At 26.2% G+C, this 25798-nt stretch carries 21 protein-coding genes and 1 tRNA gene; 10 read left to right on the forward strand and 12 right to left on the reverse strand.

What is annotated here, in order from left to right:
* Nucleotides 1-7 precede the first annotated feature (7 nt).
* The gene (locus MBIO_RS05340; protein ID WP_013355040.1) at nt 8-736 is read left to right on the forward strand and encodes an MAG0920 family protein; all 729 of its coding nucleotides are present in this window, start codon (nt 8-10) and stop codon (nt 734-736) included.
* Nucleotides 737-1219: 483 nt separating this feature from the next.
* Nucleotides 1220-5587, forward strand: coding sequence for a PolC-type DNA polymerase III (locus MBIO_RS03625; protein ID WP_041594244.1), 4368 nt, complete (start codon nt 1220-1222; stop codon nt 5585-5587).
* A gap of 72 nt (nt 5588-5659) precedes the next feature.
* Here the strand turns inward: MBIO_RS03625 and MBIO_RS03630 are convergent, their stop codons facing one another.
* Nucleotides 5660-7813, reverse strand: a complete 2154-nt coding sequence (locus MBIO_RS03630) for an ATP-dependent Clp protease ATP-binding subunit (RefSeq protein ID WP_013355038.1) — start codon at nt 7811-7813, stop codon at nt 5660-5662.
* Nucleotides 7814-7976: 163 nt separating this feature from the next.
* Between MBIO_RS03630 and MBIO_RS03635 the strand changes: the two genes are divergently transcribed.
* Both MBIO_RS03635 and MBIO_RS03640 read left to right on the forward strand, forming a co-directional pair.
* Nucleotides 7977-8549 (forward strand): recombinase family protein, encoded by a 573-nt coding sequence (locus tag MBIO_RS03635; RefSeq protein WP_013355037.1) that lies wholly within the window; start codon nt 7977-7979, stop codon nt 8547-8549.
* An 18-nt stretch (nt 8550-8567) separates the two neighbouring features.
* Nucleotides 8568-9236: a restriction endonuclease subunit S gene (locus tag MBIO_RS03640; protein ID WP_013355036.1), complete on the forward strand. Its 669-nt coding sequence runs from the start codon at nt 8568-8570 to the stop codon at nt 9234-9236.
* A gap of 23 nt (nt 9237-9259) precedes the next feature.
* Here the strand turns inward: MBIO_RS03640 and MBIO_RS03645 are convergent, their stop codons facing one another.
* Genes MBIO_RS03645 through MBIO_RS03665 form a run of 5 tightly spaced genes read right to left on the reverse strand, consistent with a single transcriptional unit; the run spans nt 9260 to nt 15811 of the window.
* Nucleotides 9260-10348: a restriction endonuclease subunit S gene (locus MBIO_RS03645; protein ID WP_013355035.1), complete on the reverse strand. Its 1089-nt coding sequence runs from the start codon at nt 10346-10348 to the stop codon at nt 9260-9262.
* A complete protein-coding gene (locus tag MBIO_RS03650) occupies nt 10338-10841 on the reverse strand; it encodes a restriction endonuclease subunit S (protein ID WP_041594245.1) in 504 nt (167 codons plus the stop codon). The genes MBIO_RS03645 and MBIO_RS03650 overlap by 11 nt, the downstream gene beginning before the upstream one ends.
* Nucleotides 10842-10857: 16 nt before the next feature.
* Nucleotides 10858-12513: an HsdM family class I SAM-dependent methyltransferase gene (locus MBIO_RS03655; RefSeq protein WP_013355033.1), complete on the reverse strand. Its 1656-nt coding sequence runs from the start codon at nt 12511-12513 to the stop codon at nt 10858-10860.
* An 8-nt stretch (nt 12514-12521) separates the two neighbouring features.
* Nucleotides 12522-15617, reverse strand: a complete 3096-nt coding sequence (locus tag MBIO_RS03660; RefSeq protein ID WP_013355032.1) for a DEAD/DEAH box helicase family protein — start codon at nt 15615-15617, stop codon at nt 12522-12524.
* Nucleotides 15617-15811: a helix-turn-helix transcriptional regulator gene (locus MBIO_RS03665; protein ID WP_013355031.1), complete on the reverse strand. Its 195-nt coding sequence runs from the start codon at nt 15809-15811 to the stop codon at nt 15617-15619. The genes MBIO_RS03660 and MBIO_RS03665 overlap by 1 nt, the downstream gene beginning before the upstream one ends.
* Before the next feature lie 107 nt (nt 15812-15918).
* Between MBIO_RS03665 and trmB the strand changes: the two genes are divergently transcribed.
* The 3 genes from trmB to MBIO_RS03680 are packed head-to-tail and all read left to right on the forward strand — an operon-like array spanning nt 15919 to nt 17617.
* Entirely contained in the window at nt 15919-16533 is a 615-nt protein-coding gene (gene trmB, locus MBIO_RS03670) for a tRNA (guanosine(46)-N7)-methyltransferase TrmB (RefSeq protein ID WP_041594246.1), read from the forward strand.
* Nucleotides 16534-16539: 6 nt separating this feature from the next.
* A complete protein-coding gene (locus tag MBIO_RS03675; RefSeq protein WP_013355029.1) occupies nt 16540-17295 on the forward strand; it encodes an NAD-dependent protein deacylase in 756 nt (251 codons plus the stop codon).
* 34 nt (nt 17296-17329) lie between these two features.
* Complete coding sequence (locus MBIO_RS03680; protein ID WP_013355028.1) at nt 17330-17617, forward strand: hypothetical protein; 288 nt, start codon at nt 17330-17332, stop codon at nt 17615-17617.
* Between the two features lie 38 nt (nt 17618-17655).
* On the opposite strand, the gene pgsA is transcribed toward MBIO_RS03680, so the two are convergent.
* Together pgsA and MBIO_RS03690 are read right to left on the reverse strand one after the other, a co-directional pair.
* Complete coding sequence (gene pgsA / locus MBIO_RS03685) at nt 17656-18297, reverse strand: CDP-diacylglycerol--glycerol-3-phosphate 3-phosphatidyltransferase (protein ID WP_013355027.1); 642 nt, start codon at nt 18295-18297, stop codon at nt 17656-17658.
* Nucleotides 18269-18817: an MHJ_0274 family protein gene (locus tag MBIO_RS03690; protein WP_013355026.1), complete on the reverse strand. Its 549-nt coding sequence runs from the start codon at nt 18815-18817 to the stop codon at nt 18269-18271. The genes pgsA and MBIO_RS03690 overlap by 29 nt, the downstream gene beginning before the upstream one ends.
* A gap of 88 nt (nt 18818-18905) precedes the next feature.
* On the opposite strand from MBIO_RS03690, the gene MBIO_RS03695 reads away from it, so the two are divergent.
* The gene (locus tag MBIO_RS03695) at nt 18906-20033 is read left to right on the forward strand and encodes a potassium channel family protein (protein WP_041594247.1); all 1128 of its coding nucleotides are present in this window, start codon (nt 18906-18908) and stop codon (nt 20031-20033) included.
* A gap of 40 nt (nt 20034-20073) precedes the next feature.
* Nucleotides 20074-20163, forward strand: a tRNA-Ser gene (locus tag MBIO_RS03700).
* Between the two features lie 35 nt (nt 20164-20198).
* Here MBIO_RS03700 and MBIO_RS03705 read toward each other — a convergent pair.
* The 3 genes from MBIO_RS03705 to MBIO_RS03715 form a co-directional block, all read right to left on the reverse strand.
* The gene (locus MBIO_RS03705; RefSeq protein ID WP_013527183.1) at nt 20199-22121 is read right to left on the reverse strand and encodes an MAG3240 family lipoprotein; all 1923 of its coding nucleotides are present in this window, start codon (nt 22119-22121) and stop codon (nt 20199-20201) included.
* Nucleotides 22122-22134: 13 nt separating this feature from the next.
* Nucleotides 22135-22779: a hypothetical protein gene (locus tag MBIO_RS03710; RefSeq protein WP_013527182.1), complete on the reverse strand. Its 645-nt coding sequence runs from the start codon at nt 22777-22779 to the stop codon at nt 22135-22137.
* 146 nt (nt 22780-22925) lie between these two features.
* Nucleotides 22926-23807 carry an ROK family protein gene (locus MBIO_RS03715; protein ID WP_013355022.1) on the reverse strand — a complete coding sequence of 294 codons (882 nt, stop codon included), beginning with the start codon at nt 23805-23807 and terminating at the stop codon, nt 22926-22928.
* A 113-nt stretch (nt 23808-23920) separates the two neighbouring features.
* Here MBIO_RS03715 and MBIO_RS03720 point away from each other — a divergent pair, with 113 nt between their 5' ends.
* On the forward strand, nt 23921-24343 hold the full coding sequence (locus tag MBIO_RS03720; RefSeq protein WP_013355021.1) for a hypothetical protein: 423 nt from the start codon (nt 23921-23923) through the stop codon (nt 24341-24343).
* Between the two features lie 93 nt (nt 24344-24436).
* Here the strand turns inward: MBIO_RS03720 and MBIO_RS03725 are convergent, their stop codons facing one another.
* Nucleotides 24437-25786, reverse strand: coding sequence for an aldehyde dehydrogenase family protein (locus tag MBIO_RS03725; protein WP_041594248.1), 1350 nt, complete (start codon nt 25784-25786; stop codon nt 24437-24439).
* Nucleotides 25787-25798 lie beyond the last annotated feature (12 nt).

Below are 25798 nucleotides of genomic sequence, written 5' to 3' on the forward strand. Positions count from 1 at the left end.
GTTAAAAATGATTTGATTAGTGATTATTATATGTTTTATTACACTTATGCCTTTGTTCATAGATTCAATTTTAGTCAAACAAAATACCTTTAAAAAAATCTTATATTTTTGTCTAACAGTAAGACCTAATTGCATAAGTAATGAAATAAAACTTCAAGATTTTGTTATCAAAAACCAACAAAAATATCAATTATTCTATATGTTAGGTTCATTGGGCTGACTGTTAATAGAAATACTTATTGCTTTGCTAGTAGGATTATTATGAAAGCCTAATATCAAATACTATGATTCGCTTGCATACTATTGAATTATATTCGGCGGTAGCACTTTTTTAGTAATTTGTTTTATCCTTATACAGATAAACATATTTGTAAAAACAACCAAATGATTGAAATTCAACAATAATTTAAATGACGAAAATCTTTATGAAAAGAAGATTAATTCAGAAACTAACAAAACACAATTTGATTTTTCATTAGGCCAAAAATATCACTATAACTCCCTTCCAAATGAAAAGTCGTTAGTTTCATTCTTTTTCAGATCAGTCGATTTTTATATTAAATATCCAGAAAATTTTGAAAACTTATCTCCTAAAAAGCAAAGAAAATTAGTATATGCAAATTCAATCTTCGATTTTGAAAATACTAAGCCTGATAAATTAACATATTTTGATATTAATATGTTTAAAGACACATTTATTAAATATCAAATTATCCAGAATAATAAAAATGATTAGCTTTAAAGGCTAATCCCTAGATTGTAATCTGTAAGTTTACACCTAGAAATTTGGAATATCGCATGTCGATATTCCTTTTTAATTATTAATATTGTTATTATTTTTTTCCGATAGGACAAATAAAAGTGAGGGCATTAGCCATCCCTAAAATATTTGGCGACTTGTCGCCCTTTCTAAAATATTCATTTTAAATTCCATCTTTGTAATTTTATAGTCTAAATATTCTTTAAAAAATATAAAAATTTCTATCCATTTTTCAGTATTTAAATGTTTTCCCATAAAACTTCATAGTACAAAAAGACTTAAATCTTTTTGGGATTTAAGTCTAATTCTTTTGTCCTGGTTTAATACCACAAAATTAGTGGTATTTTTCTTGTTAATTTTTAACATAAAAAAGCTTAAAAATAGGCTAAAAAATTATTAAAATAAATTAATTTACATAATTAAATTTTTATAAAAAAATATATGTATAATAGTAATAATATGCCTAAAGAAAATAGAAAAATAGAAAATGAAAATTTCATTACATTTTGTAAAGATATTAATGTAAAAGTGACACCTGGATTGGATAAAGTTGAATTAGACGATGTCGAATATGACAGTGTTAAAGACCAATTAAATGTGTCATTTAAATTTACAAATTCAATCAGTGCAAAGGAATTTTTTTCGTTTCTTTCTAGTTTAAAAAATAATAAAGTTTATAACATCAAAGGTAAAATTACTTTTGATATTTCACAATATAAAAAAGAAAATTTAATAGATTTTATTAACGAATTAACCTATGAAAAAGCCAAATTCATCAAATTGAGAAATTTGCCAATTGTTAAAAAACTTAAATTTAATGATCAATTTGTAGCAACAATTACAACTATTTCAGCTAAAGAATATGAAGAGTTTAACCCCGTTTTTAAAAACCTTCAAAAAACTTTAAATAAATACGGTTGAAAAGATTTAAAAATTAATTTTGAACAAAAAACCATGGTTTCAGTTGACAACGGTGTTATTGAGGAAGAAAACAAAAGAACTCTAGAATTTATGAAAAAATGACAAGAAAACCAAGAAAAACTTACCAAAGAAAATGAAAGAGTTACAACTCCAAATAATTCGAATAGATGAAGAAGAAAAAGCTATGAAAAAGTTGAGCTCCAAGACATATCTTCGTTAGATGATAAAACTGCTGTTTCATTTACTGGAATGATTTATTCTCAAGACTATGCTTTAAGTAAAAATGGTAAACACATTTACACATTTTTTCTAACCAACTATAAAGATGCTGTAGAAGTAAAAACAATAAGAACAACATTATTAGAACCTGAACAAATAAATGAGCTTGAAGACAACAAATGAGTAACAATTTATGGAACAGTTTCTGAAAGTACTTTTGGTGCTAGAAACAAATTTGTCTTCTTAGATTTCTATGAAAAAGCAAAAAGTTTACTAACAGAAAAGAAAGAAAATAAAGACATAGCTAAAAAAAGAGTTGAGTTACATGTTAGCTCAAAAATGAACACAATGGATGGATTAATTTTTCCTAAAGACATTGTGGCTTTTGCTGAAAAATTGAATCATTCTGCTGTTGCAATTATGGACGTTGATGGTGCTCAAGGTTATCCTGAATTTTATAATGCAGCTAAAAAATCAAAAGTTAAACCTCTTTTTGGAACTGCGTTTTCAGTTATAAACAAAAGTAATAAATCTATTTTAGGAAACATACCTGAAGGCGAAATTAAAGGTCAAGAATATGTTTCATTCGATATTGAAACCACTGGACTTTGTCCTCGTTTTGCCGTAATTATTGAATATGGTTCATTGCCAATTCACTCAAACATGAAGTATGGGAGAAAAACACAATTTTTCATTAAATGTCAAGAACCAATTAAACCTTTTACAGAAAACTTGACAGGTATTACTAATGCAATGATTGAAAAAAGTGGTTTGGAATTAAAAGAAGCTTTGCAAAAAATTTATAATGACTTAAATGGCAAAATTGCTTTAGCACACAATGCTAGATTTGACTTCAACTTCTTAAAAGAAAAATTTAGACAAGCTAAAATAGAATTTCCAAATGTAACAGTAATTGACACACTTATTGTTTCAAGAATTGTTTTCCCTCAAAACAAAAAACATAAACTTGAAGATGTTGCTACTCGTGTTGGTGTTGAATATGATCCTACAGTTGCTCACCGTGGTGATTATGATGCGAAAGTTTTAGCTGAAGTTTGAGTGGCTTTAATGGACGAATTAGGTAAAAAAGGTATTTTAACCTTTAATCAACTTAATTCATATATTAAAGATGATCTTTATAATAAAACCTTTTCATATGAAGTTTCAACAATAGCTAAAAACTATGAAGGTTTAAAAGAACAATATGGTTATTTAACAACAGCTTTAACTAAAAACTTATACAATGGACCTAAAACATTTATGGAAGATTTAGCAGCTCATAGTGAAAATCTTTTATTAGGTTCAGGAACACTAAAAAGTAGATTGCTTGATGTTTATTTTTATTCTTCACATGAAGAATTCATTAAAGAATTAAAACTTTATGACTATATTGAAGTGCCAGCACCTCAAGTGTTTAGCCATTGAATTGATAATGAATTTATTACTCAAGAACAATTAGAAATTTCTTTAAAAGAAATTATTAAAGAAGCAATAAAAGCTAAAAAAATAGTGGTTGCTACAGCTGATGTTAAGTATCTAAATTTATATGACAAAGTAGCTTATGAGGTTTTAGTTTATGCTAAAGGAATTAAAAACTCTCGTCATTACTTATTCAACTATGAACAAGCTAAAAACGGAAATATTCCAATTCCAAATCAAGACTATTTAACCACTGAAGAAATGCTTGAACAATTTGCCTTTTTAAAAGACAAACAATTAATTGAAGACATAGTTATAAACAACACAAATAAAATAGCAGACATGTGCGACAAAATTCAAGTTATCAAAGATAAACTTTATACACCTAAGTTTGAAGACAGCGGTAAAAAACTACATGATTTAGTTTATGAAACAGCATACAAAAAATATGGTGAAAAATTACCAAAAATAGTTGAAGAAAGAATTGAAGCCGAATTAAATCCTATTATTGATTATGGTTTTAGTGTTATTTATTGAATTAGTCATATCTTAATTCAAAAATCAACTGACAATGGTTTTGTTGTTGGTAGTCGGGGATCTGTAGGTAGCTCATTTGTTGCAACCCTTGCAGGTATTACTGAAGTTAATCCCTTACCTCCTCATTATCTTTGCAACAAATGTAAATATTTTGAATTGTCAAAAGATGAAAAAATAACAAGTGGATATGACTTACCTAACAAAAATTGCCCTAAATGTAATATTTTATTAGAAGCTGATGGACAAGGAATTCCTTTTGAAACCTTCTTAGGTTTTAAAGCTGATAAAGTTCCTGATATTGACCTTAACTTCTCAGGCGATATTCAAGGTGATATTCACAATGAAGTTAAACGTATTTTTGATAATACTCACACTTTAAAAGCTGGTACCATATCAACAGTTGCTCTTAAAACTTCATATGGACATGTTAAAGCATTTACAGAAGAAGCAATGCGTAATTATTCAGAACCATTTATTGACTTTTTAGCCCATAAAATAGAAAAATTGAAAAGAACTACAGGCCAACACCCAGGTGGTATTCTTATTATTCCAAAAGAATTTGATGTCTATGATTTTACCCCAATAAACTATCCAGCCAATGAACCTGATTCTTCTTGATTAACAAGTCACTTCGACTTCCATTCAATTCATGACAACATTTTAAAACTTGACTTACTTGGTCATGATAATCCAACAATTATTAGATTGCTTAAAAAATATACCAATATTAATATTGATGACATTCCAAAAAATGATCCTAAAGTTTTAAGTTTATTTGCAAGTACTAAAGCTATGAATATTAAACCTGAACAAATTAATAATGAAACAACAGGGGCATTAGGTTTGCCTGAATTCGGAACAAGTTTTGTTCGTCAAATGTTAAAAGAAGCTAAACCAAAATCATTTGCTAACCTTATTTCTTTAGCTGGACTTTCTCATGGTGAAAATGTTTGGTTGAACAATGCTCAAGAATTAGTAAGCAAAAAGAATTTTGAAATAACTGATGTTATTTGTTGTCGTGACGACATTATGCAATTTCTTTTAAAGAAAAAAGTTGAACCTTTATTTGCTTTCAATATTATGGAAAAAGTTCGTAAAGGTAAAGGTTTAACTGATGATGAAGTTAAGAGATTAAAAGAATATAAAGTGGCTGACTGAATGATTGAAAGTATGAAGAAAATCAAGTACATGTTCCCCAAAGCCCATGCTACCGCTTATGTTTTAATGGCTTGATGAATTGCTTGATTTAAACTTTATTATCCTTTAGCTCACTATGCTTGTTATTTTGCAACCCATGCTAAAGCGGTTGAAATTGAAAGTATGATTGATATTAAAGGTGGACATAAAGTTACAGACAGATTGAATCAATTGAATAACATTCCAAAGAATGAAAGAAAAGTTAAAGATGATGACTTAATTCCAGTATTTGAAATAGCTCAAGAACTTTATGCTCGTGGTTTCTATATTGCTAATATTGACTTGAAAAAATCGGCAGCACATGAATGAATTATTGACAATAAACACGGTTGTTTAATTCCTCCTTTTAAATCAATTGATGGATTAGGTGATGCAGCTGCAGTATCTTTAGTAGAAGCTAGAGATGCTAAAGATTTTACTTCAAAAGAAGATGTTATTCGCCGTACTTCAGTTAATAAAACATTAATTGAAAAAATGGATAAACTTAACATTTTTAAAGGTCTTGACGATACTGACCAAATGAAATTATTTTAAAAATTAAGACCTTTTAAAGGTCTTTTTTTGATCAAAAAATAAGTACTGTTTTGTAACAATACTTATTTAAATTTAGGCTTCTTTAACAACAAAGTTTCCGGCGAAAACGTCTATTTTATAGGCTTTTCCGCTTCTTATGGTGCCATCAATAATCTTGTAAGCTAATAAGCTTTCAATTTTATTTTGGATAAATCTTTTAATAGGCCTTGCCCCAAAGTTTTCATCATATGAAGAAGAACCTACAAAGTCAACAGTTTTGCTTGTGAATGATATTTTTACATCTTTAACATCTTTCATTCTAGTAGCTAATTTTTGAAGTTCAAGTTCAACAATTTCATTAATTACATCTTTAGTTAATGGATTAAATTTGACAATTTCATCAATTCTGTTTACAAATTCAGGACTCAAGAATTTAAGCAATTCAGCTTTAATACTTGGCATTTGATCTAAATGTTTAAGTATTTCTTGTGAGCCTAAATTACTTGTCATAATTATAATTAAATTACGACAGTTAATTACACGGCCTTTTGAGTCTGTAATAGCCCCATTATCCATCATTTGTAAAAGAATGTTAAGAACATCGCGGTCAGCTTTTTCGATTTCATCGAATAAAAGAATTGTGTAAGGATTCTTTCTAATTTTTTCAGTTAATGATCCACCGCTGTCATATCCAACATATCCTGGAGGAGCACCAATGATTTTAGAAACACTATGTTTTTCCATGTATTCAGACATGTCTAAACGAATCATTTGTTTTTCACTATCAAAAAGAGAATATGCAAGAGCTCTTGCTAATTCTGTTTTACCAACACCAGTAGGTCCTGTAAATAAGAAACTTGCTAAAGGCCTATTAGGATCATTAATATTTGCTTTAGCTCTTAATACAGCTTGAGCAACTAATCTAATGGCAGCATCTTGCCCTTTTATTCTTTTCTTTAAATCGTTTTCAAGATTTAACAATTTTTCTTTATCACTTTCAAGTAATTTTGAAATTGGAATTTTAGTTCATTTCGAAACAATGTTAGCAATTTCTTCACTTGTAACACTATCTTTAACAATTGTGTTACCTGATTCTGCTATTTCTTTTTCTGTTTCTTCGATTTGTTTCTTAATGCTTGGAATTTCATCATACAAAATTTTTGAAGCTTTTTCATAATCTGTTTCTTTTTGGTAAATATTTAATCTATGTCTTGCGTCATCTAATTTACTTTTTAAATTAGACAATTCTTCAAGTCTTTGTTTTTCAAAATTTCATTTATCTTCTAATTGTTTTATTGTTTTTTCAATATCTTTTATTTCGGCATCAATTTCTTTAAGTCTAACTGCATGTTTTTTCTTGTCTTCACTAGAAATGGCTATTTTTTCCATTTTCAATCTAGCCATTTTTTGTTTAGCTTTTTCTAATTCTTCAGGTTGAAAGTTTATTTCTGTTTTAATAGTTGCAGCAGCTTCATCAACTAAGTCAATAGCTTTATCTGGTAAAAATCTATCAGAAATATATCTTGAAGAAAGACGAGCAGCAGCTACTAAAGCATCATCTTGAATTTTTACATTGTGGTAATTTTCAAAACGGTCTTTGATACCACGAAGAATTGTAATAGTATCTTCAATTGAAGGCTCTAATACATCCACTCTTTGCATTCTTCTTTCAAGAGCCGCATCTTTTTCTATATATTTTCTATATTCATCAAAAGTTGTAGCACCAATTAAATGCATTTTACCTCTGGCCATTAAAGGTTTAATGATGTTAGCAGCATCCATACCACCTTCAGCATTTCGACCTGTTCCAATAAGCATGTGAATTTCATCAATGAAAACTATAATGTCACCATTAGATTCTTCAATTCTTTTGAGTACGTCTTTTAATCTCTTTTCAAATTGTCCTTGATATGAAGCGCCAGCTATTAAAGCAGCTAAGTCAAGTTCAAAAATATCTTTACCTTTTAAGTTTTCTGGTACTTGACCCTCAACTATTTTTCTAGCCAATCCTTCAACAATAGCTGTTTTACCAACACCTGGTTCGCCGACTAATACTGGGTTGTTTTTTGTTTTCCTACTCAAAATGCGAATCATTCTTCTGATTTCATCATCACGATTAATAACAGGATCTAATTCATTCCGAGCAGCTAAATCAGTTAAGTTTCTTCCATAAATTTTTAATGGATCACTTGATTTTTTACTTTTATTGTCATTAGAACCAAATAAGTCATCTAAATTAAAATCCATAATTTCACCTCCTATAGAAAATCAATTATATCATAATTTTAGCACTTTAAGGGTGAGAGTGCCAAAAATTATTTAAAATATTATTTATTGCTTTTTGAGCTCAAAAATTAAGAATTAATATTAACTATTTAATTATGTGTTAATTGCAAAGCGAGGTAAAAAAATGATTTATGGTTATACAAGAGTTAGCACAAAAAAACAAATTGATGGATATGGTTTTGAAATACAACAAAATGAAATATTGAATAAATATCCAAACGCAATAATAATTAATGAACAATTTACAGGAACAAAATTAAATAGACCACTATTTAATGATCTATTAACTAAATTAGAAAAAGATGATATTCTAGTAGTTTCTAAATTAGATAGATTTGCTAGAAATACAGTTGAAGGTATTAAAGTAGTTGAAGCTTTATTTAAAAAGAAAGTAGCAATACATATTTTAAATATAGGCTTATTAGAGGACACTCCAATGGGTCGTTTTTTCTTAACAACTATGTTAGCAGTTGCTGAATTAGAAAGAAACATGATAGTAGAAAGAACACAAAATGGTAAAGAGATAGCAAGACTAAGAACAGATTATAAAGAAGGTAGACCAAAAGTTTATACTGAAGATCTTTTAAGTGAAGCAATTTTGCTTTTAGATTCCTTTTCCTATCGCCAAGTTTCACTTTTAACTGGTATTAGTAAATCAACATTAGTTAGAGCTAAAAAAGCACTAAAAAATAGCTAGTTTCAAAAGTTACAAGTTATGGGACAGGCTATTTTTAATAGGTGATTTTTACAATTTGAGCATTTTAAAAAAGATAATAAATTTAAATACAATGAAGATTTAAATTTAAAAATTCCTGAAAATTGAGAAGTTAAAAAAATTGCTGAAATTTGTAAAATTTTTCTTGGAGGAACCCCTAGCACAAAAAATAGAGAATATTGAAATGGCGAGATAAATTGACTAAATTCTGGTGAGGTAGCCAATTTTCCAATAATAGATAGCGAAAAAACAATAAATGAAAAAGGTTTAAAAAATTCAAACACTAAATTATTGAAAAAAGGTACTGTAGTTATTTCTATAACAGGAAATATAAGGGTCAGTTATCTTGCAATTGATTCATGTATAAATCAATCTATAGTAGGAATAGAAGAAAATGAGTTATTGAAAATAGGATATTTATATCCTTTTTTAAAGAATAAAATTGAGTTTTTAATAAGATCTTCTACTGGGAACTGTCAAAAACATATAAATAAAAATTTTATAGAAAATTTAAAAATTGTTTTACCACCAAAAAATGTTTTGGACATATTTAATAATTTAACTCAAAATATATATGCTAAAATAAGTCAAATCAGTTTAATGACTAAGAAATTAATAAAATTCAAAAATAAGCTATTACCTTTATTGATTAATCAACAAATTATTTAAAAAAGTCCTATCAATAGATAGGGCTAATTTATTTCTATTTGGCCATTTATTAATAAAGGTATCAACTTTTCTTTAAGCTTTATCAAACTTAAAGTATTTTTTTCTAATTTCATGCATTTAGTTATTAATTCGTTTAATAAATTGTTTTTTTCGTTTGTTAATATTGGAACATTCACAATATTGAGATGATTTTTGTTAATAATTTTTTGTATAGCTCCAATTGATTGTCTTTTTAAAAATGAACTATATTTATTTAGAATAAAATAAATTAGTCCAAATTTTTTTTCATTATAAAATCCAACCATAGCTCTCCCAATTGCAATATTTTTATCACTTATTCCAATTTTACCAACAGTTCCCGCAATAGACATACAAATTGTCCTATTATCTATTATTTTAATTGGTTTATCAGTAAAAGCTTTAGGAGAAATTAATATTTTATTATTCTCTAAATCACCTGCTCCTGATGCATAAAGCATTAAATTATTTGATACGTTTTCGCTTAAAATGTTGTTTCCTTTTGGACACTGACCCCAAATTATTTTGCACAAACTTTCTATATTTTCATAATCTTTCGCATTATTCAAAAACATATCAAAAATAGCCTGTCCCATAACTTGTAATCTTTTGACTATATGCAAATTCTTTTCAATCTGCTTGTCTAAATTTTCTAATATTTTAGAAATCTTTTTTTGAGTTTTTAGTGGAGGCAAATCAACAATTTTTTCTTCCATTGTTTCTTTTGTAATATGAATCATTATTGATCCATTAGTTGATGAAAGCCAATAAGGTGTCATATACATTAAAAGATAATAAAGAAACATTTTATCGACGCGCTTTTCATCTCATTTTATTTTTCATATATGATAATGAAATATTGTTTTTTCAGATTTCCAAATTTCAGGGCCGAAATTACAAGCTCATTTATATAACAAATCGCCATTTTCACAATATTTATCTTCATTCAATTCCATATCTGAATAAAATCATTCATTTTTACCAGAAAAATTTCCTACTCGCACTATTCTATATTTTCCCTTGTCTTGTAATTCAGGTTGAGAATAGGCTCTTCCATTAATGAAAGTTACAATATCTTTCAATTTAACAAGCATAATTTGCCCCTCACTTTTTTGAGAAAATTAATGCTTGCTCAAAAGACTGTAACTTTTGAACCATAGAATTATTTCGCTCAATTTGATTATCTATGTTATCTAATATTTTTGATATTTTTTGGCACTTATTTAAACTAGGAATATTTATTTTTATGTTTCCTAAAATTCCTTGAGTTAATAAAGGCTGTGAAGAACCTATATGAAATTTATTTAAGTTTAAATGTAAAAGAAAATAAAAATAAAATCTTGCCATATTTTTTTCTTTAGGTTTAAATATTAAAGCATTATCTGTAACAAAACTTTTTTTGTTTGTGATATTTACACAACCACAATTCGCTCCAACTCTACCAATAATTATTGCATCTTCATCAACATTTCATTTATTCACATATGTAATAATGCCATTGCCTCCAAAAGCAGGAAAATTTCCAATTTTTTTGATTAATGTGCTTCCAGTTTCAAATATACCTAATTCTTTTAATTTATATTCCATATTTATCCTTATTAATTTATTTTAGCTTCAACTCCTTCAATGTTTTAGACATCTCTTTTTGGAATTCTTCTGTATCTTTTGTAAATTGTTCTAATTCTTTATTAAAGTCATCAATCATTTTGTCAAATTCTTCTTGAGTAATATCAACATATTCAATTTTTACTTCAAAATATTGACCAGCTGATAATGAATAGTTTCTTTCTTTTATTTGATCATAGGTAACTGAAATTGTAAAATCATCTTCAACTTTATGATTAACAAAATCATTAACTATTTTGTTTAATTCATCATGAGTTAAAACTGTTTTTTGAAGATCTTTAACTTTTTCTTTATGACCCATTTTTGAAGCGTCCATTAATAACACTTCACCATTAGTATTTGTTTTATCTATAAATAAAACGGATACGTTAGTTCCAGTATTAGCAAAAATATTTGATGGCATTGAAATCACACCCTTTAGTCATTTTCTATCAATAATATATTGTCTAATAGTTTTTTCAATTCCACTTTGTGCTGTAATAAACCCTGTAGGTACAACTATAGCGGCTTTACCACCTTCTTTTAATGAATAAAGAATATGTTGAATAAATAAAAGATAAATAGCCATTGAATCTTTTTTAGTTTTGGGAACTTTAGGAATACCAGCAAAAAATCTTTCTGTATTTTGTCACATTAATTCAATGTTATCTCTAGTAGAAGAGAAGTCAGTTTTGAATGGTGGATTAGATGTAATAAAATCAAATTGTTTAAGACCTGTTGTTGCGTCTCCTGCTTTTTTATAGTGTGTTGGGGTAAGTAAGGTATCGCCTTCAATTATGTTATCTAGTGATTCTTTTAAACCATTAAGTAACATATTTATTCTTAAAAATCTTGATGATTTTTGTGAAATATCTTGAGTGTAAACACGAGCCTTATTTCCAAATTTACCTTCTCCAAGTTCATTTGCTAAATGCAACACAAGCGATCCAGAACCTGCACTTGGGTCATATATTTCATAAATTTTATCTTCAATTGGAGACATTTTAACTAATATTTCACCAATAGCTTTTGATAATGTTTGAGGTGTAAAGTATTCAGCATATTTACCACTTGCAATGTTGTAATCTGAAATTAGGTATTCAAAAATAGTTGAAAAGAAATCATAGTTATTATTAAAAGCTTCACCAAAATCAAATCTATCTCTTGTAATGTAAGAAAAAACATTTTTTGTGAAGTTATTTCTTTTTGAAGGTTCAACAAAAGTACTAAGACGAACAAAAAGTGGCTTTTTAGTTCCTTCTGCAGTATCAACATTAAAAGCTTCATTTTGTTTATAATCTGAAATTCTAATTAATGTATCGTCAAATTTTTGATAAAAATCATCTTCATTAATGTATCCAACTAAATAATCAATTGTATCTTCATATTTGAATGCAACATCTTGTGGATAAGCATCATAAAATCCATCCATATAGTTTGAATTTTTAATTATTTCTTCAAAAGGAACATTTAATTCTTTTGCAAATTTTTTTAAATTTGAAATGAATTTATCATTTAGAAATTTATATAAAAAGACAGAAGTAACAACTATTTCTTCGCCAGCTGTATTTGAAAGACCATTTGTTGAACACAATCCCTTCAAATCATCGATTATTGATTTTATATTATTTTCAAGTTTTGTAAAATTAGTCATTTTTCTCCTTAAAGTGTTTCCTTGTAATTAAGCAGATTAAAGTATAATTCGTTCAAAATATAATCGTAATTATCTTTAATTTGTTTATATAAATTCTTCTTAATTAATCTAGTTGTTATTTTAGATTTTGTTGAGTCAATAAATCCATTTTTGCCTTGTTTAATGAGGATTTCGTCAGAAATGTTGCCTTTTAATTCATCATAAACCATTAATAAAAAGTTCTTTAAAATTGAACGATCTAATTTAGTTTCTGCTAAAACAATATTCATTGTTGTGACAAAAGCCAAACTATTTCCAAAGTCTTTAGATATTTCTTTATTTTCTTCATTTATTTTTTTAGTTGAATTGTAAATTAAATCTAATTCATCTTCTACTTCTTCGTAAGTCAATTCCTCAACAGCTAATTTATCAAGTAATTTCTTAATCAATGCATTAAGATTCATAAATTTAACATCTCTTGTATTTTTGTTTTCTTTAATTTCTTTTTGCATTTTCATAAACTTTTGTTTAATAAGTTCCATTTTATTTTCTTTATCAAATTTACCTAAATCTAAAACAGTAATATTTTTTAAAAGAAAATCATAAATGATTTGAACAACTTCTTTGTTATCTATTAATTGAATTGTATCAATAGGATCTGAACGCAAGTTTAAAAAATTAATTTTCTTTTGTACTTCTTTAATAAACACATTGATTTCATAATCGTTAATGAGTTTTGAATATTCATCAGCTTGTGATAATTTGAATTCAATTGAACAGTTTTTAATATTAACAAGAATCTTTTTGATCTTTTGTAAAGTATCTTTGTCAAAATTGTTAATTTTGTCAACAAAGGTTTCTAAATTGTAATTATTAACAAATTTTTCAAGATCACTTTTTAAAACATCATATCTTTTTTTGATATCTGTTTTATCAATAATTAAACCAGAAAGGGAAGTGTCTTCTTCTTCAAAATCGTATTCTTCTTCTATTTCTTTACGATAAGCATCAATAGTATTGTTGTATTCTTTTTCAATATCAATAAAATCAACTATATATCCATATTGATATTCTTGGCCATTAGGACTACGATAGGGTCTATTAACACGTGAAATAGTTTGCAAAAGATTTTGAGCTTTAGGTCCTCTTAATAAATACATCTTCTTAAGTCTTTTAACATCATATCCAGTTGTAAGCATATAGTGAACAACTAAAATATCTGGATAATTACTTTCTTTAAAGGTTTTTTGATTATTTTTATTTATGTTGTCTTGCAATGGATTATCAGTGTCTGATAAAACAAGGCCAGTAGTTAATTTAGAATTCTTTTTAAATCATTCATGAATTTTTTTCGCTTGGTCATTTGAACGACAGACAATCATTCCACCAATTGTTAAATCATTTCTGCAAATAAATCTAAAATCAATAAAGTCTTTTTCTATATATTGGCTAACGCTTTTAACATAATCATCTGATTCATAAATAATTCTTGATTCTAATTTTTCAATTTCAATATTTAAGTTTCTAATAATTGTAGCTCTAGCTTCAGTTTTAATTTGTTCTTTTTTAATTCTCAAAGTATAACCATCAGCTATTGATTTATCATAAAAGTATTTATGAATGTAGTCTCCAAATTTTAAATTTGATCTTTCTCTTTTAGTTAATAAAGGTGTACCAGTCATTGCAATGTAAATTCCATCTCTATCACAAGTCATAAGGTTTTTGTAAAATTCACCATGCATTGTATAACTTCTGTGAGCTTCATCAATAAAGAAAATTCTTTGAGTTCTTATGTTGTAATCATTTTTAGCTTCTGGCATTTTTGAACTATCCATAAATTTATGAATGTTTACAACACAAATTGTGCCAATACCATTATTATTTCTATCGATTGTCTCATTTAATTCTTTAGCGAATGCTTCTTTTGAATCAACATTAACAACATTGAAACCTCTATTGGCAAATTCTGCAGAAGCTTGTCTCATTAAGTCTAATCTATCAACTATAAAGAAGAATCTTGCATTTATTTTCTTTTTACTTCAATAATCTTTAATTACTTTTGTAGCAAAAGCACTTAGTGCTGTTTTGCCTGAACCTTGAGTATGTCAAATAATTCCATTTTTATTAGTTCGTTTGAATCTTTTGATAATTGCTCTTGTAGCGAAAAATTGAGGATATCTCATAATGTGTTTTTGATTAATTGGCAATTGTTCAACTTTATTTAAAGTTTCATTTTTAATTTCTTTTATTTGGCTAAGATACATCATTCCATATTTAATGAAGTATAGAAATCTTTCTTTGTCAAAAATTGAAGTTATAAAACGGTTGCAAGGAGTTGTATCTGATAAATTTGTTTGGAATCAATCACTATCAACATGTGAAGTTTTAATATTATTATCAATTAAAATTTCTTTTATTTTGTCATTGTCTATTTCCTCAAAAGAGTAGTTAGCATGGTAGTTAGGTTCATCTTCTCTAAAAGCTGAAAAAGTAGTATTGTCTTTTCCATTTGGTGTTGTATAGAAAGAGCCTTGTTTTAGTAGTGAAGCCTCAGCATCATTAAATTCTTCATAATCCATATTGTTTGTAAATGAAACAATTTGCAACATATTAAAAAATTTTCTGTATTCATCAACTTTTAATCTATCTTCTCACATTCTAATAAATTCTGCTTGAATACCATTTTTGTTGTTTTTAACTTTTACTTCTAAAAATGCTAATGGCATACCATTAACTAAAATTGTAATATCTGGTCTAAATGAATCATAATTAGAATTAGCGTTACTTCTAAAAGTTAATTCATTAACAATTGCAAAATCATTGTTCTCAATATTTTCAAAATCTATCAGTTTTATAGGGTAATCGGTCGAAATTAATCGATTATAAAATTCTTTTCCTAAATCCTTATTTTTGATTTTTCTGCTTATATCAGAGATCAATTCATTTATTTCTTCTTTAGCAAATTTTTTCTTATTTATTTTTTCAATTGCTCTATGAAATCTTTCTTCAAAAATGTTATTGTCTCTATTAATTTCTGGGCTTCTAACAGTTTGATAATTGTAACCAAGTTTTAAAAAGTGAATCGTTGCTGGTAATTTTACTCTTGTATCTTCATTAAATTCCATTATCTAACCTCCAACAAAACACCATTTTTTCTACAATATTCATCAAATCTCAATTTAGCAACTTTTGTTGGCTTAACTTTTCCATTTTCCCATCTATTTATGGTGTTAAAAGAAACACCAAGTTGTTTTGCTAATTCTTCTTGAGTTAAGTTTAAAAGAGCTCTAGCACGTAAAATTTTGTCTTTAAATTCCATTATCTTTTGCCTCCATTCGCTAACAACTTATAACAAATTATAACATTTTATTTTTTTATAAATATTAAATTAATATTTAACTTCCTTTATATAGTAAAATAGAAAACATGAGATTAAGAAATGACAAAGATGCACCAAAAAAGCTTGAAGAATCTAATTTATTGATTACTAAAAGTCAATATCCTATTAGCTTAAAAAATACTGATGTAATTGAAATTGGCATGGGTAAAGGCGAAATGATAACTCAATTAGCTGCTCTAAATCCAAATATAAATTTTTATGGTTTAGAAAAGTTTGCTACTGTAGCTGCTAAAAGCGTAAGAAGAGCTAAAGAATATAAGCTTAATAACTTTAAAATTATTTTAGAAGATGCTAAAGAATTAAAAAGCATTTTTAAAGGAACTTGTGGCACAATTTGATTAACTTTTAGTGATCCTTGACCTAAGGCTAGACATTTTAAAAGAAGATTAACTTACAAAGATTTTTTGGAAAAATATAAACTTATTATGGATAAAAATACTATTCTAAAATTCAAATCAGACAATGATAAACTTTATGGATTTTCGCTAGAAAGCTTTAAAGAAAACGATTGAAACATAATAGCATATGGTACAGATTTTCATAAAAGCAAATATGCTAAAGATAATGTTATGACAGGCTATGAAGCAAAATGAAGTCAAGCTGGCAAAAACATAAATTATATTTTTGCTAAAATTAAATAGAGGTATATGGTGCAAAATTTTAATGAAAAAATAGACAAATTTAAAAATTGAATTAAAGAATCTAAACATATTGTTTTCTTTAGTGGAGCTGGTGTTTCAACAGCTTCAGGAATTCCTGATTTTAGATCAGCTGATGGTTTATATTCTAAAAAATTTAAAAACATGAATCCTGAAAGTATTCTTTCAAGAAGTTTTTGAAGAAAAAATAAAAAAGATTTTTATGAATACTATTTTTCAAATATAGCTTTTGATAACATTAAACCAAATATTATTCATGAAACTGTGGCAAGCTGATGCAATAAAAATAAATGCCATGTTATTACACAAAATATTGATAACTTGGATATTAAAGCTGGTAATAAATATGTAATTGAATTACATGGAAATATTAATCGTAATTATTGTTTGCTCTGTGGTAAGTTTTATGATTTAGCTCAATTAATTCATCAAAAAGATAAAGATGGAATTCCTACTTGTAAATGTGGGGGAGTAATAAATCCAGATGTAGTTTTATATGAAGATCCACTAATGGAAGATTCAACTAATGATGCAGCTGAAGCCATTTCAAATAGTGATTTATTAATTATTGCAGGTACTTCATTAAGTGTTTATCCTGCAGCTTCATATATTCATTTTTATCAGGGTAAAAGAATAGTAATTCTAAATAAAGATACTTCACGTTATGAAAATAGTAACAATGAAAATATCTTGTTGTTTAATGAAAATATGAAGGATGTTTTTGAAAATTTAGCTAATTCATAGTTAAATGAAACAATTTTGATAAAATAAAATTATCATGAATAAAGATGACAAAAAAGAAAACAGCTTAGAGATTACAACTCTATACGATGCTGAAAAATTTAGAATTATTAAGAATGAAGATTTAAACAATTTAACTAATGAACAAAGAGAAAAATTAGTTAAAGATGCAATTGATAATGCTAAAAAAAATGAAGCCAATATAATTGCAAATAGGAAGAAAAGATATTTGTCTTCTTTAGCTGTAATTTTAGTAGCTGGAATAATCATTGCAATTACAGTAATTTTGATACTTGCACTAATTATTTACTTACATAAAAAATAATTATATAAAAAAGTTGCTTTTTGACCAAAGCAGCTTTTTTATACCATTTCTAGGAAAGGGATTATTTTTTTAACATACAATATTCCTGAGTAAATACTGAAGAATAATGCAACAATTGTAAGAGTGTTAATTGCATAAATACAAGCATCACTTTGAACTAAAGTTAGGCCATATTTTTCAACCAATTCAATAGGATATTCAAAGCTTATAGCAATAATTAAAATAGCAATAATTGCAAGCGTTTGAAACAAGGTTTTCATCTTTCCTCAAATTGAAGCCTCAACCCCAATTTTCTTTTCAGCCATTATTACACGAGAACCATCCACTATCAAATCACGAACTACAAAAACTATAACAATTCATAAAGGAATGAATTTAAAAGCAGCTAAAAAAATTAATGTACTTGTGACAATAATTTTGTCAGCTAAAGGATCTCACAGCTTTCCAAAGCTTGTAATCATATTGTATTTTCTAGCAATTTTGCCATCAAAATAGTCAGTAATCATTGCTCCTAAAAAGATAAGTAAAATTCCAGATAATATTGAACGGCCAGCTATTTTATAGTAATTATCCATGTAATTTTGGATCATCTTATAAGTAATAAAAAGAGCTAAAAGAGGTAAGAATAAAATCAATCTAAGTATTGTTAGTTTATTTGGTAGATTCATCTTCTTTGTCATCTTTTAAAAACTCCGCATCATAATAATCATTAACTCTTTTTTCCACTCTTTGATATTCATCTTCATAAAGAGAAATGTTATATGAATTAAATTTTTCTTCTATTCATTGAAGTTTATCAGCACATCTTTTACTTCACGAATTGCTTCTTGTATCTCTTAAAAAACCAAAAGCAAAAATTTCATCCCTAGCATCAGCATTATTCAAAATACATTCTTTAAATAAAGCATCTTCTTGATATTTTTCTAAGAAACCACGAGCTGTATTAATTATGTTTGACATTTTGTATTGACCAATTGATGGTTCAAATTCTTTTAAATATTTTTCATTTTTGTCAACTAATATTTTTAAAGCAAAAATAAGTAATCTAGATTGTTGTTCAGTATCTTTTTTGAATTGTAATTCTTCTTTCTTTCTTTTCTTTTTCTTGATCTTTTCTTTAACAGCACTTCATACAAAGAAGCTGGCTAAAACAGCAACTAAGATACCAAGTATTATCCACATTGTTACGCCACCCTTCATATAACCTCCTATAAAATAAATGTATAAGTAAAATAAGTATATTAATTATAAACAAAATATTGATTTTAGTTTTATAATTTTTTCCATTATGGAAAGAGAAACTAACTTAATAAAAAATAAGAAAATAAATGACATTTTTGAAGCAATTGGAATAATTGTTACAGTTGATAACGATTTAAAAACAAACAACAAAAAACATAGAATTACATTATGAATTTTTAGAACACTTTATTTAGTTTTCATTGCACTTTTTGTTCTATTTGGATTTGTTAGCTTTATTTTATTAAAGTATTCAAATCATAAAAATACTTTTGATAAAGCAATTAAATTTATTGAAATTTCTTCATTTTTTGTTTTTGTTGTTGACTGATTAATACATTGAATCACTTATCCAGCAAGAGACAAGAAAAGTAAAAATATAGGAGTTTCATATTTAAAATATTTGATTACAAGCGGCAATATTATTTTGATTCTTACATTTTTGCCTTCACTTTATGTGATTAATAATTTCTTGCCTGAAGCTAATCAAAGTAATGCATTAAAAGCTTTTAACGGCTTTAAGTTTTTAAGAATTTTAAGATTAATTATGCTTTTAAATGTTTTTGTAGTTTTTAAAAATATTTCAGAATCTGTATCAAATGAAAAAGTTTTGTTTTTCAATATCTTCTTATTTATAGGTATTTTGATCGTTTTATTTGCTCTTACAGTTTGATATACAGAAACAGAATATGTAAATAATTTAGTTAGAGAATTACCTGAAGTTAAAGCTAATCCAACTAAATTTGAAAGTGAAAAAATTAAGTTTTATACAGAACACACCAACATTGTAAAAAACTTTGGAGATGCCTTATACTTTAGTGCCATAACCTTAACAACTATTGGTTATGGAGACTATATTCCTTATAGTGGTTTTACAAAAATGATTGTGCCCTTAATTTCTATTGTTGGTATTGCAATTATTGCTATACCTGGTGGTATGGTAGCAGCAAGTGTTTTAACTAGTTTTCAAAAGAAAAAAGATAATAAAGAAAAAGCTAATGAGCTTGCTGAAATAATTGATGCAGAAATTGAAAGAAGAGTTAAAGAAAGAATTAAAGAAGAAGAAAAAGAAATGAAACACGATTTATTACATCGTTTTGATGAAACAATTCAAAAAGAAAAAGAATTAAAACACACAAACGAACACGCATCTCATGATCATAAAGTTCATAAATAATTTACTCATTAATTTGAGTTTTTATTTATAATTTTTTTAACGGTAGTTGCTCGAGAGGCTGAAGAGGTTGGTCTCGAAAACCAATAATGGTGAAAGTCATTCAAGGGTTCAAATCCCTTACTACCGGCCAGATGAAAAAAACTTGCCAATCGCAAGTTTTTTTGTTTAGTTTTTGATTAAATAAGGTGGAGTTTTATCCTTAAGAGGTCTCTCAAAATCAGCATCAGTTAATGTTTTTAATTTTGCTTCAATATCACTGAAATCATAACCAACAAAACCGCCTAATAAGAATTTTCTTTCACTTATGTTTTTAATCATATCTTCATTTTTATGATTAATGAAATCTATTCTAATTGGTAACTTACCGACGCCATATTTTAAGGCGTCATAATCATTATTTGGATCAATAGTAACTTTAACTTCTTTTATTAATTCTTCATAACCTGGTTTTTTGTTGTTTATAAAGAATTTAAGGACATATTGGGAAATTAATGTACTTATTTTTTTTTCAAATTCTGCTTTATTTTGAATTATTTCTAGAACACTATTTTTGTTCATTTTTTTATTATTTCAAATGTTAAATGAATCTCTGTTTTGATAAATAATAAAGTTAACAATATCTATTAAATTAGTGTTATAAAATTCTTCTGCATTAATGCCTTCAGGTAATTTTAATTCATTATTTGTTCCAATTCCTTTATTTATATAATAGCTGAAGAATTCATCATTTTTTAAAGGATCACAATCTAATTTATTTTGAATATAAAAGCCATCAAATATATGTTTATGTGCATATGTAAAGTCAATAGTAAACCAATTAGCTTCTTGTACTCTATTAGTTTTTTTGTTTTTAATTTCAACTATAGCCTTGCCTATTGAATGTGAATTATTTAATATTTTGTCAAATTTTATTTCTTTTATTTTTGCTTCATAATTTTCATCAGGAACATTAATTTTGACCTTTTCTTTATAAGCGTTATAGAATTGCATAAAAGAATTAAGATTAAAACCTAAATAAGGTTTTGAAGGGTGCATTAATGAATCAAAATCATTAAAATTGAACATATTTTTTTCAAATGAAAGTGTTGGTTCCTTAAACATTTCATTAAATAAAGATTTGCTTTTTTCATTTGTTTCTAATGAAGAATCGATTTCAAAATTTCCATATTTTTGAAATGCATGATATCTAGGATTAGAATCTTGAAAATCCATCAAATAAAAGACTTTATTTTTTTGATCATTATTTAATATACTTTGATTATTTTTATCTAATAAATCTACTTTTATTTTTAAAATATTCTTGCCTTTGTACTCTTCTTTTTCTTTACTTGTAATAATTAATTTTTCAAATTCTTTATTTTCTTTATTAACTATTTTATAGGCTTTTAAGTAAAAAGTTGCTTGTTTTTCGAAGTATTCTTTGAATTGATTTAAAATAGCATTTTCATCAAAAATATTTTCAATTCTTAATAAGTTTGAACTTAGTTGATTTTTTCAAATTGAAAATCTATTACTTCCTGAAATTGCAACTTGTAAAATCATTTGTAAATCAGGTAAATTTTTAGAAGCATTTGCTAAATTGTTGTATTTTGATTTAAACAATCTTTTAACATAATTAACATAGCCTAAATTTTTAAAATTTGAATTATCATTTTCAAAAAACACATTTACGTCAGTACTATTGTTGCCTTTTCTAATAAGGCTATTATTTTTATTTGTAACAATTTCTCAATTTTTTGATAATATATCCCAATTATCATTAACTGATTTTAAAAAACTTTTTAATGAATATTTTTTATTATTTATTGACAAAAATAGATTATCATTTTCTTTTACAACTTGTTTTAGTTCAAAATTATTTTTTAATCTTAATTTATTAGTTTGCTCGATAAAATACTTTATTTGATTTAAATTTAATTTAAGTAAATCTTTGTCCTTTAAGCCAATTATTGAACTATTTTCATATTTTGATTCAATTAATTTGTCTTCAAAAGGAACTTCTTGTTTTTGAACACAAGAAGCAGATATTATTGGAGCAAAAGATAAAGCACTACCTAAAATAAATCTATTCAAAAAATATTTTTTCATCTTCTTCTTTCTGCTAATGTTTGTCATACTCATAAAAACCATTTAATTTTAGATTAAATGCATATAATTTCAATAATGTTCTTTCATTTTCTCTTATTTTAGTTAAATCAACATGGAAGTGCTCACTACCATAACTTCTTGTATTTGTTATATTAATAGGCGAGCTATTAGTATTAATCTTTTGATAATAATTTTCATCAGAAACATCGACAATTTTAAAACCAACCCTAGCTCTAGCATTTCTTAATGTTCCATTGTCATAAACTTCCAGAACATCGAATCTATACTTAGGATTTTTAGATTTAATTTTTATATATCCTCTTATTCATAAATATTCAGCAGTAAATTCTGATGGTTCAGGATTTATTGTTGCAGAAGGATTATCAATTAATTGTCTTGTAGAAGGAGGTAGTACATCTTTTGCATATTTCTTCTTGAATTCTGGATTATTTGTTCATTCATCAGCTATAGCTTTGCATTCTTTTTTTAAGTCGTCAGTAGAAATTGAAAAATTATAATCTTTTCCTTCTTTTAAATTGTCAACAAAGTCTTGTAAAGCTATTCATTTTTCTTGATTTCCTAAACAACTTACTGAAATCATTGGTGTAGATAAAACACCAATAACTGATGGAACTAAAAGTCACTTGAATTTTTTCATTTAATTCATCTCTTCTCTACATCATTTTTAATTTAATGATTACTTTAAAATTATACAAATTAATAGTAAAAATTTCATTAATTATGATTTAAAAAAATTATTGATTTACCAATAATTCTATTTTAAAGTATTTTTAGAAAAAAATGTTATTTAAATTTATCTTTTGCTAAACAATATAAACCCATTACAGCGCTGAAATCTGTATAAGGATCAAAAGCAAATTTTACATTTTGATATTGAGATTTAATTGTATATGTTTTAGCTTTTTCAATAGCTTTTTCTATAAACCAATTATTATGTTCACTAACACTACCGCCAAAAACAACAAGACTTGGATTTAAAAAAGCTAAAGAAGTTGAGATAGTTCTAGCTAAAGAATCTATACCTTCATTTATTATTTTTTTTGCATTTTCATTATTTGGATATAAAGCAAAAATTTTTTTAGCGTTTAATTTTTCTCCTGTTAATTTGTTATATCTTAATTCAATGCCTGTTCCTGAAGCATACAATTCCACTGAATAAGGAAGTAAATGAAATGAGTCATCTTCATCAGTACCTAAAGGTGCTCTCGCGATTTCTTGAGCTAAGTGATTTTTACCAACATATATTTGATCATTAATAATAAGACCAGCACCTAAACCTGTTGATACTGTGAAAAATTGAGTTACATCACTTTTCTTTTGTTTGTAATATTTGTGATTTGCCAAAGCCATAACATTAGCATCGTTTTCAGTAATTATTTCTTTTAGATTAGTATGCTTAAATAAATATTTTTTAATGTTTTTGTTAACTCAACCAGGTAAATTAGGTGTATTTAAAACTATTCCTTTGTCATAGTCGGCTGGTCCTGGAATACATAAAGCCAAGCATTCTATTTTATGCAAATTGCATAAATGAGCAATATGATTTAAAGTTTCACGATAATTATTTTTATTAGTTTCAAATTTAACTTTAGATCAAAATTTATTTTTTTTAAATAAAGCGAATCTTGTATTTGTTCCGCCAATATCTGCTGTTGCTATTTTCATAATTGTTTATCTCCTTCTAAAATTATAATTTAATTTTTACGTAATTTTTTTATAACTTGAACATACAAGGCTATAAAAATAAAAATTTTAAATATAATTATTAAGGAGTAAAAATGAATAAACAAAAGAGATGATGAATGCTATTAAGCTATGTAATAATTGGCTTAGTTTTATTAATAATTAATGTTGTATTAGTTTGTTGTTGACAAAAAGGTAGTGGAGTTTTTATATCTTTAATTGGTCAAACAATATTAGTAATGTTGCCTTATATTATTGTTGGCTACAGTCATGAAAAATTAAAATATTTTTCGCATGTCAATATATCGTTAGGAGTAATCTTAATTATCTTAACTATTTCGCAAGTAGCAGTTTCAACTAAAGCAAATTTCCTTATTTATTTCTTAATAAGCTTTGAAATAATTAACGTTATTTGCATAACTATTAGTTTGATTTTTGGCATTATTTTCTTTTTTGATTATCTACAAAGTTTCAAAGAATCTTTATTAATATTTAAACAATATTTAAAAGAACTTTAAATAGATTACTAACTAAAATTTTAAAAAACATCACACTGATTTTTTACACTAAGTGTGATTTATTATGCTGTTTTATAGTATTCCAAGTAAAATCTACTTAATTATTTTTTTGATTCAGAATTCTTTTTTCTTGCTGTAAGGATGCTCATTTAATTTAAAATTAAAACCTTTTCTTTGGTAAATAGCTTTTGGATTTGACATAGCTTTAAAACCTTCAAAACCATGACTTCTGCCATAGCCAGAATCACCAACACCACCAAAAGGTAAATTACTATTTGCTATATGCATAATGGTATCATTAATTACTAAAGCTCCACTAGTAACTTGTTCTTTAAATAGCTTTATTATTTTCTTATCTTTAGTAAATAAATAAGCAGCTAAAGGTTTAGGAAGTGATTTAAATTTGACTAATAAATCATCTAAATTATCATAAGGAATAATAGGCAACAACGGCCCGAAAATTTCTTCTTGCATTATAAGATCATTTCAGCTTGTTTCAAAAATATAAGGCATTATTTGTAATGTTTTTTCATTAATTTTATGATCTTTAGGTAAATATTTTTTTAATCTTTCAAAATGTTTTTGATTAATTATCTTTGGATAATTACCTTTAATATATTCTTCATTTTGCAAAACGTTTTCAAGATAAACATAACAAGCAGCTTTAAATGCGTTAATTCTATTTTTATCAATTAAAACATAATCAGGAGCTATACAAGTTTGACCTGCATTAAGCAATTTACCAGCCATAATTTTTTGAGCAGAATAAATTATGTCTTGACTTTTGTCAACAACGCAAGGGCACTTCCCACCTAATTCTAAAGTAATTGGTGTCAAAGTTTCAGATGCTTTTTTAGCAATAATTTTTCCAACTGTTGTGCTACCTGTGAAATGAATTAAATCAAATTTGTAGTCCAACAATTCTTGAGCAACTTCTAAAGAACTGTCTGCTACAAAAGCATATTGAGGATCAAAATTATTGTTGATTAATTCTTGTAATAATTGTGAAGTGTGGACTGAAAATTCACTTGGTTTAATGATTACTCTATTGCCTGCTGCAAGAGCTGAAACTAATGGCATTAAACTCAAATAAAAAGGATAATTTCAAGGACTAATTATTAATACTTGACCTAAAGGTTCATATTGAATTTCACTTTTTCCTAAAGCTAAATGAGAAGGCGTTGAAACATGAAAAGGCTTAGTTCATTTATTTAAATTTTTAATATTAAATTTGATTTCTTTTAAGACTAAACCTATCTCACTAAAATATGATTCTAGTGATGATTTATTAAGGTCCAAAGATAAAGCTTCTTTAATTTTACTTTCATTTTGCACAATTATTGAGTAAAGTTTTTCGATATTTTCTTTTCTCAATTTTTTGTCAATAAAAGCATTTTTTAATATTTTTTCTCTTTGCAATTGATAAACATTTTTTGCATTCATAATATCTCCTGT

This window comes from Mycoplasmopsis fermentans PG18 (assembly GCF_000209735.1).
In the GTDB taxonomy this organism is placed as follows: domain Bacteria; phylum Bacillota_I; class Bacilli_A; order Mycoplasmatales; family Metamycoplasmataceae; genus Mycoplasmopsis; species Mycoplasmopsis fermentans.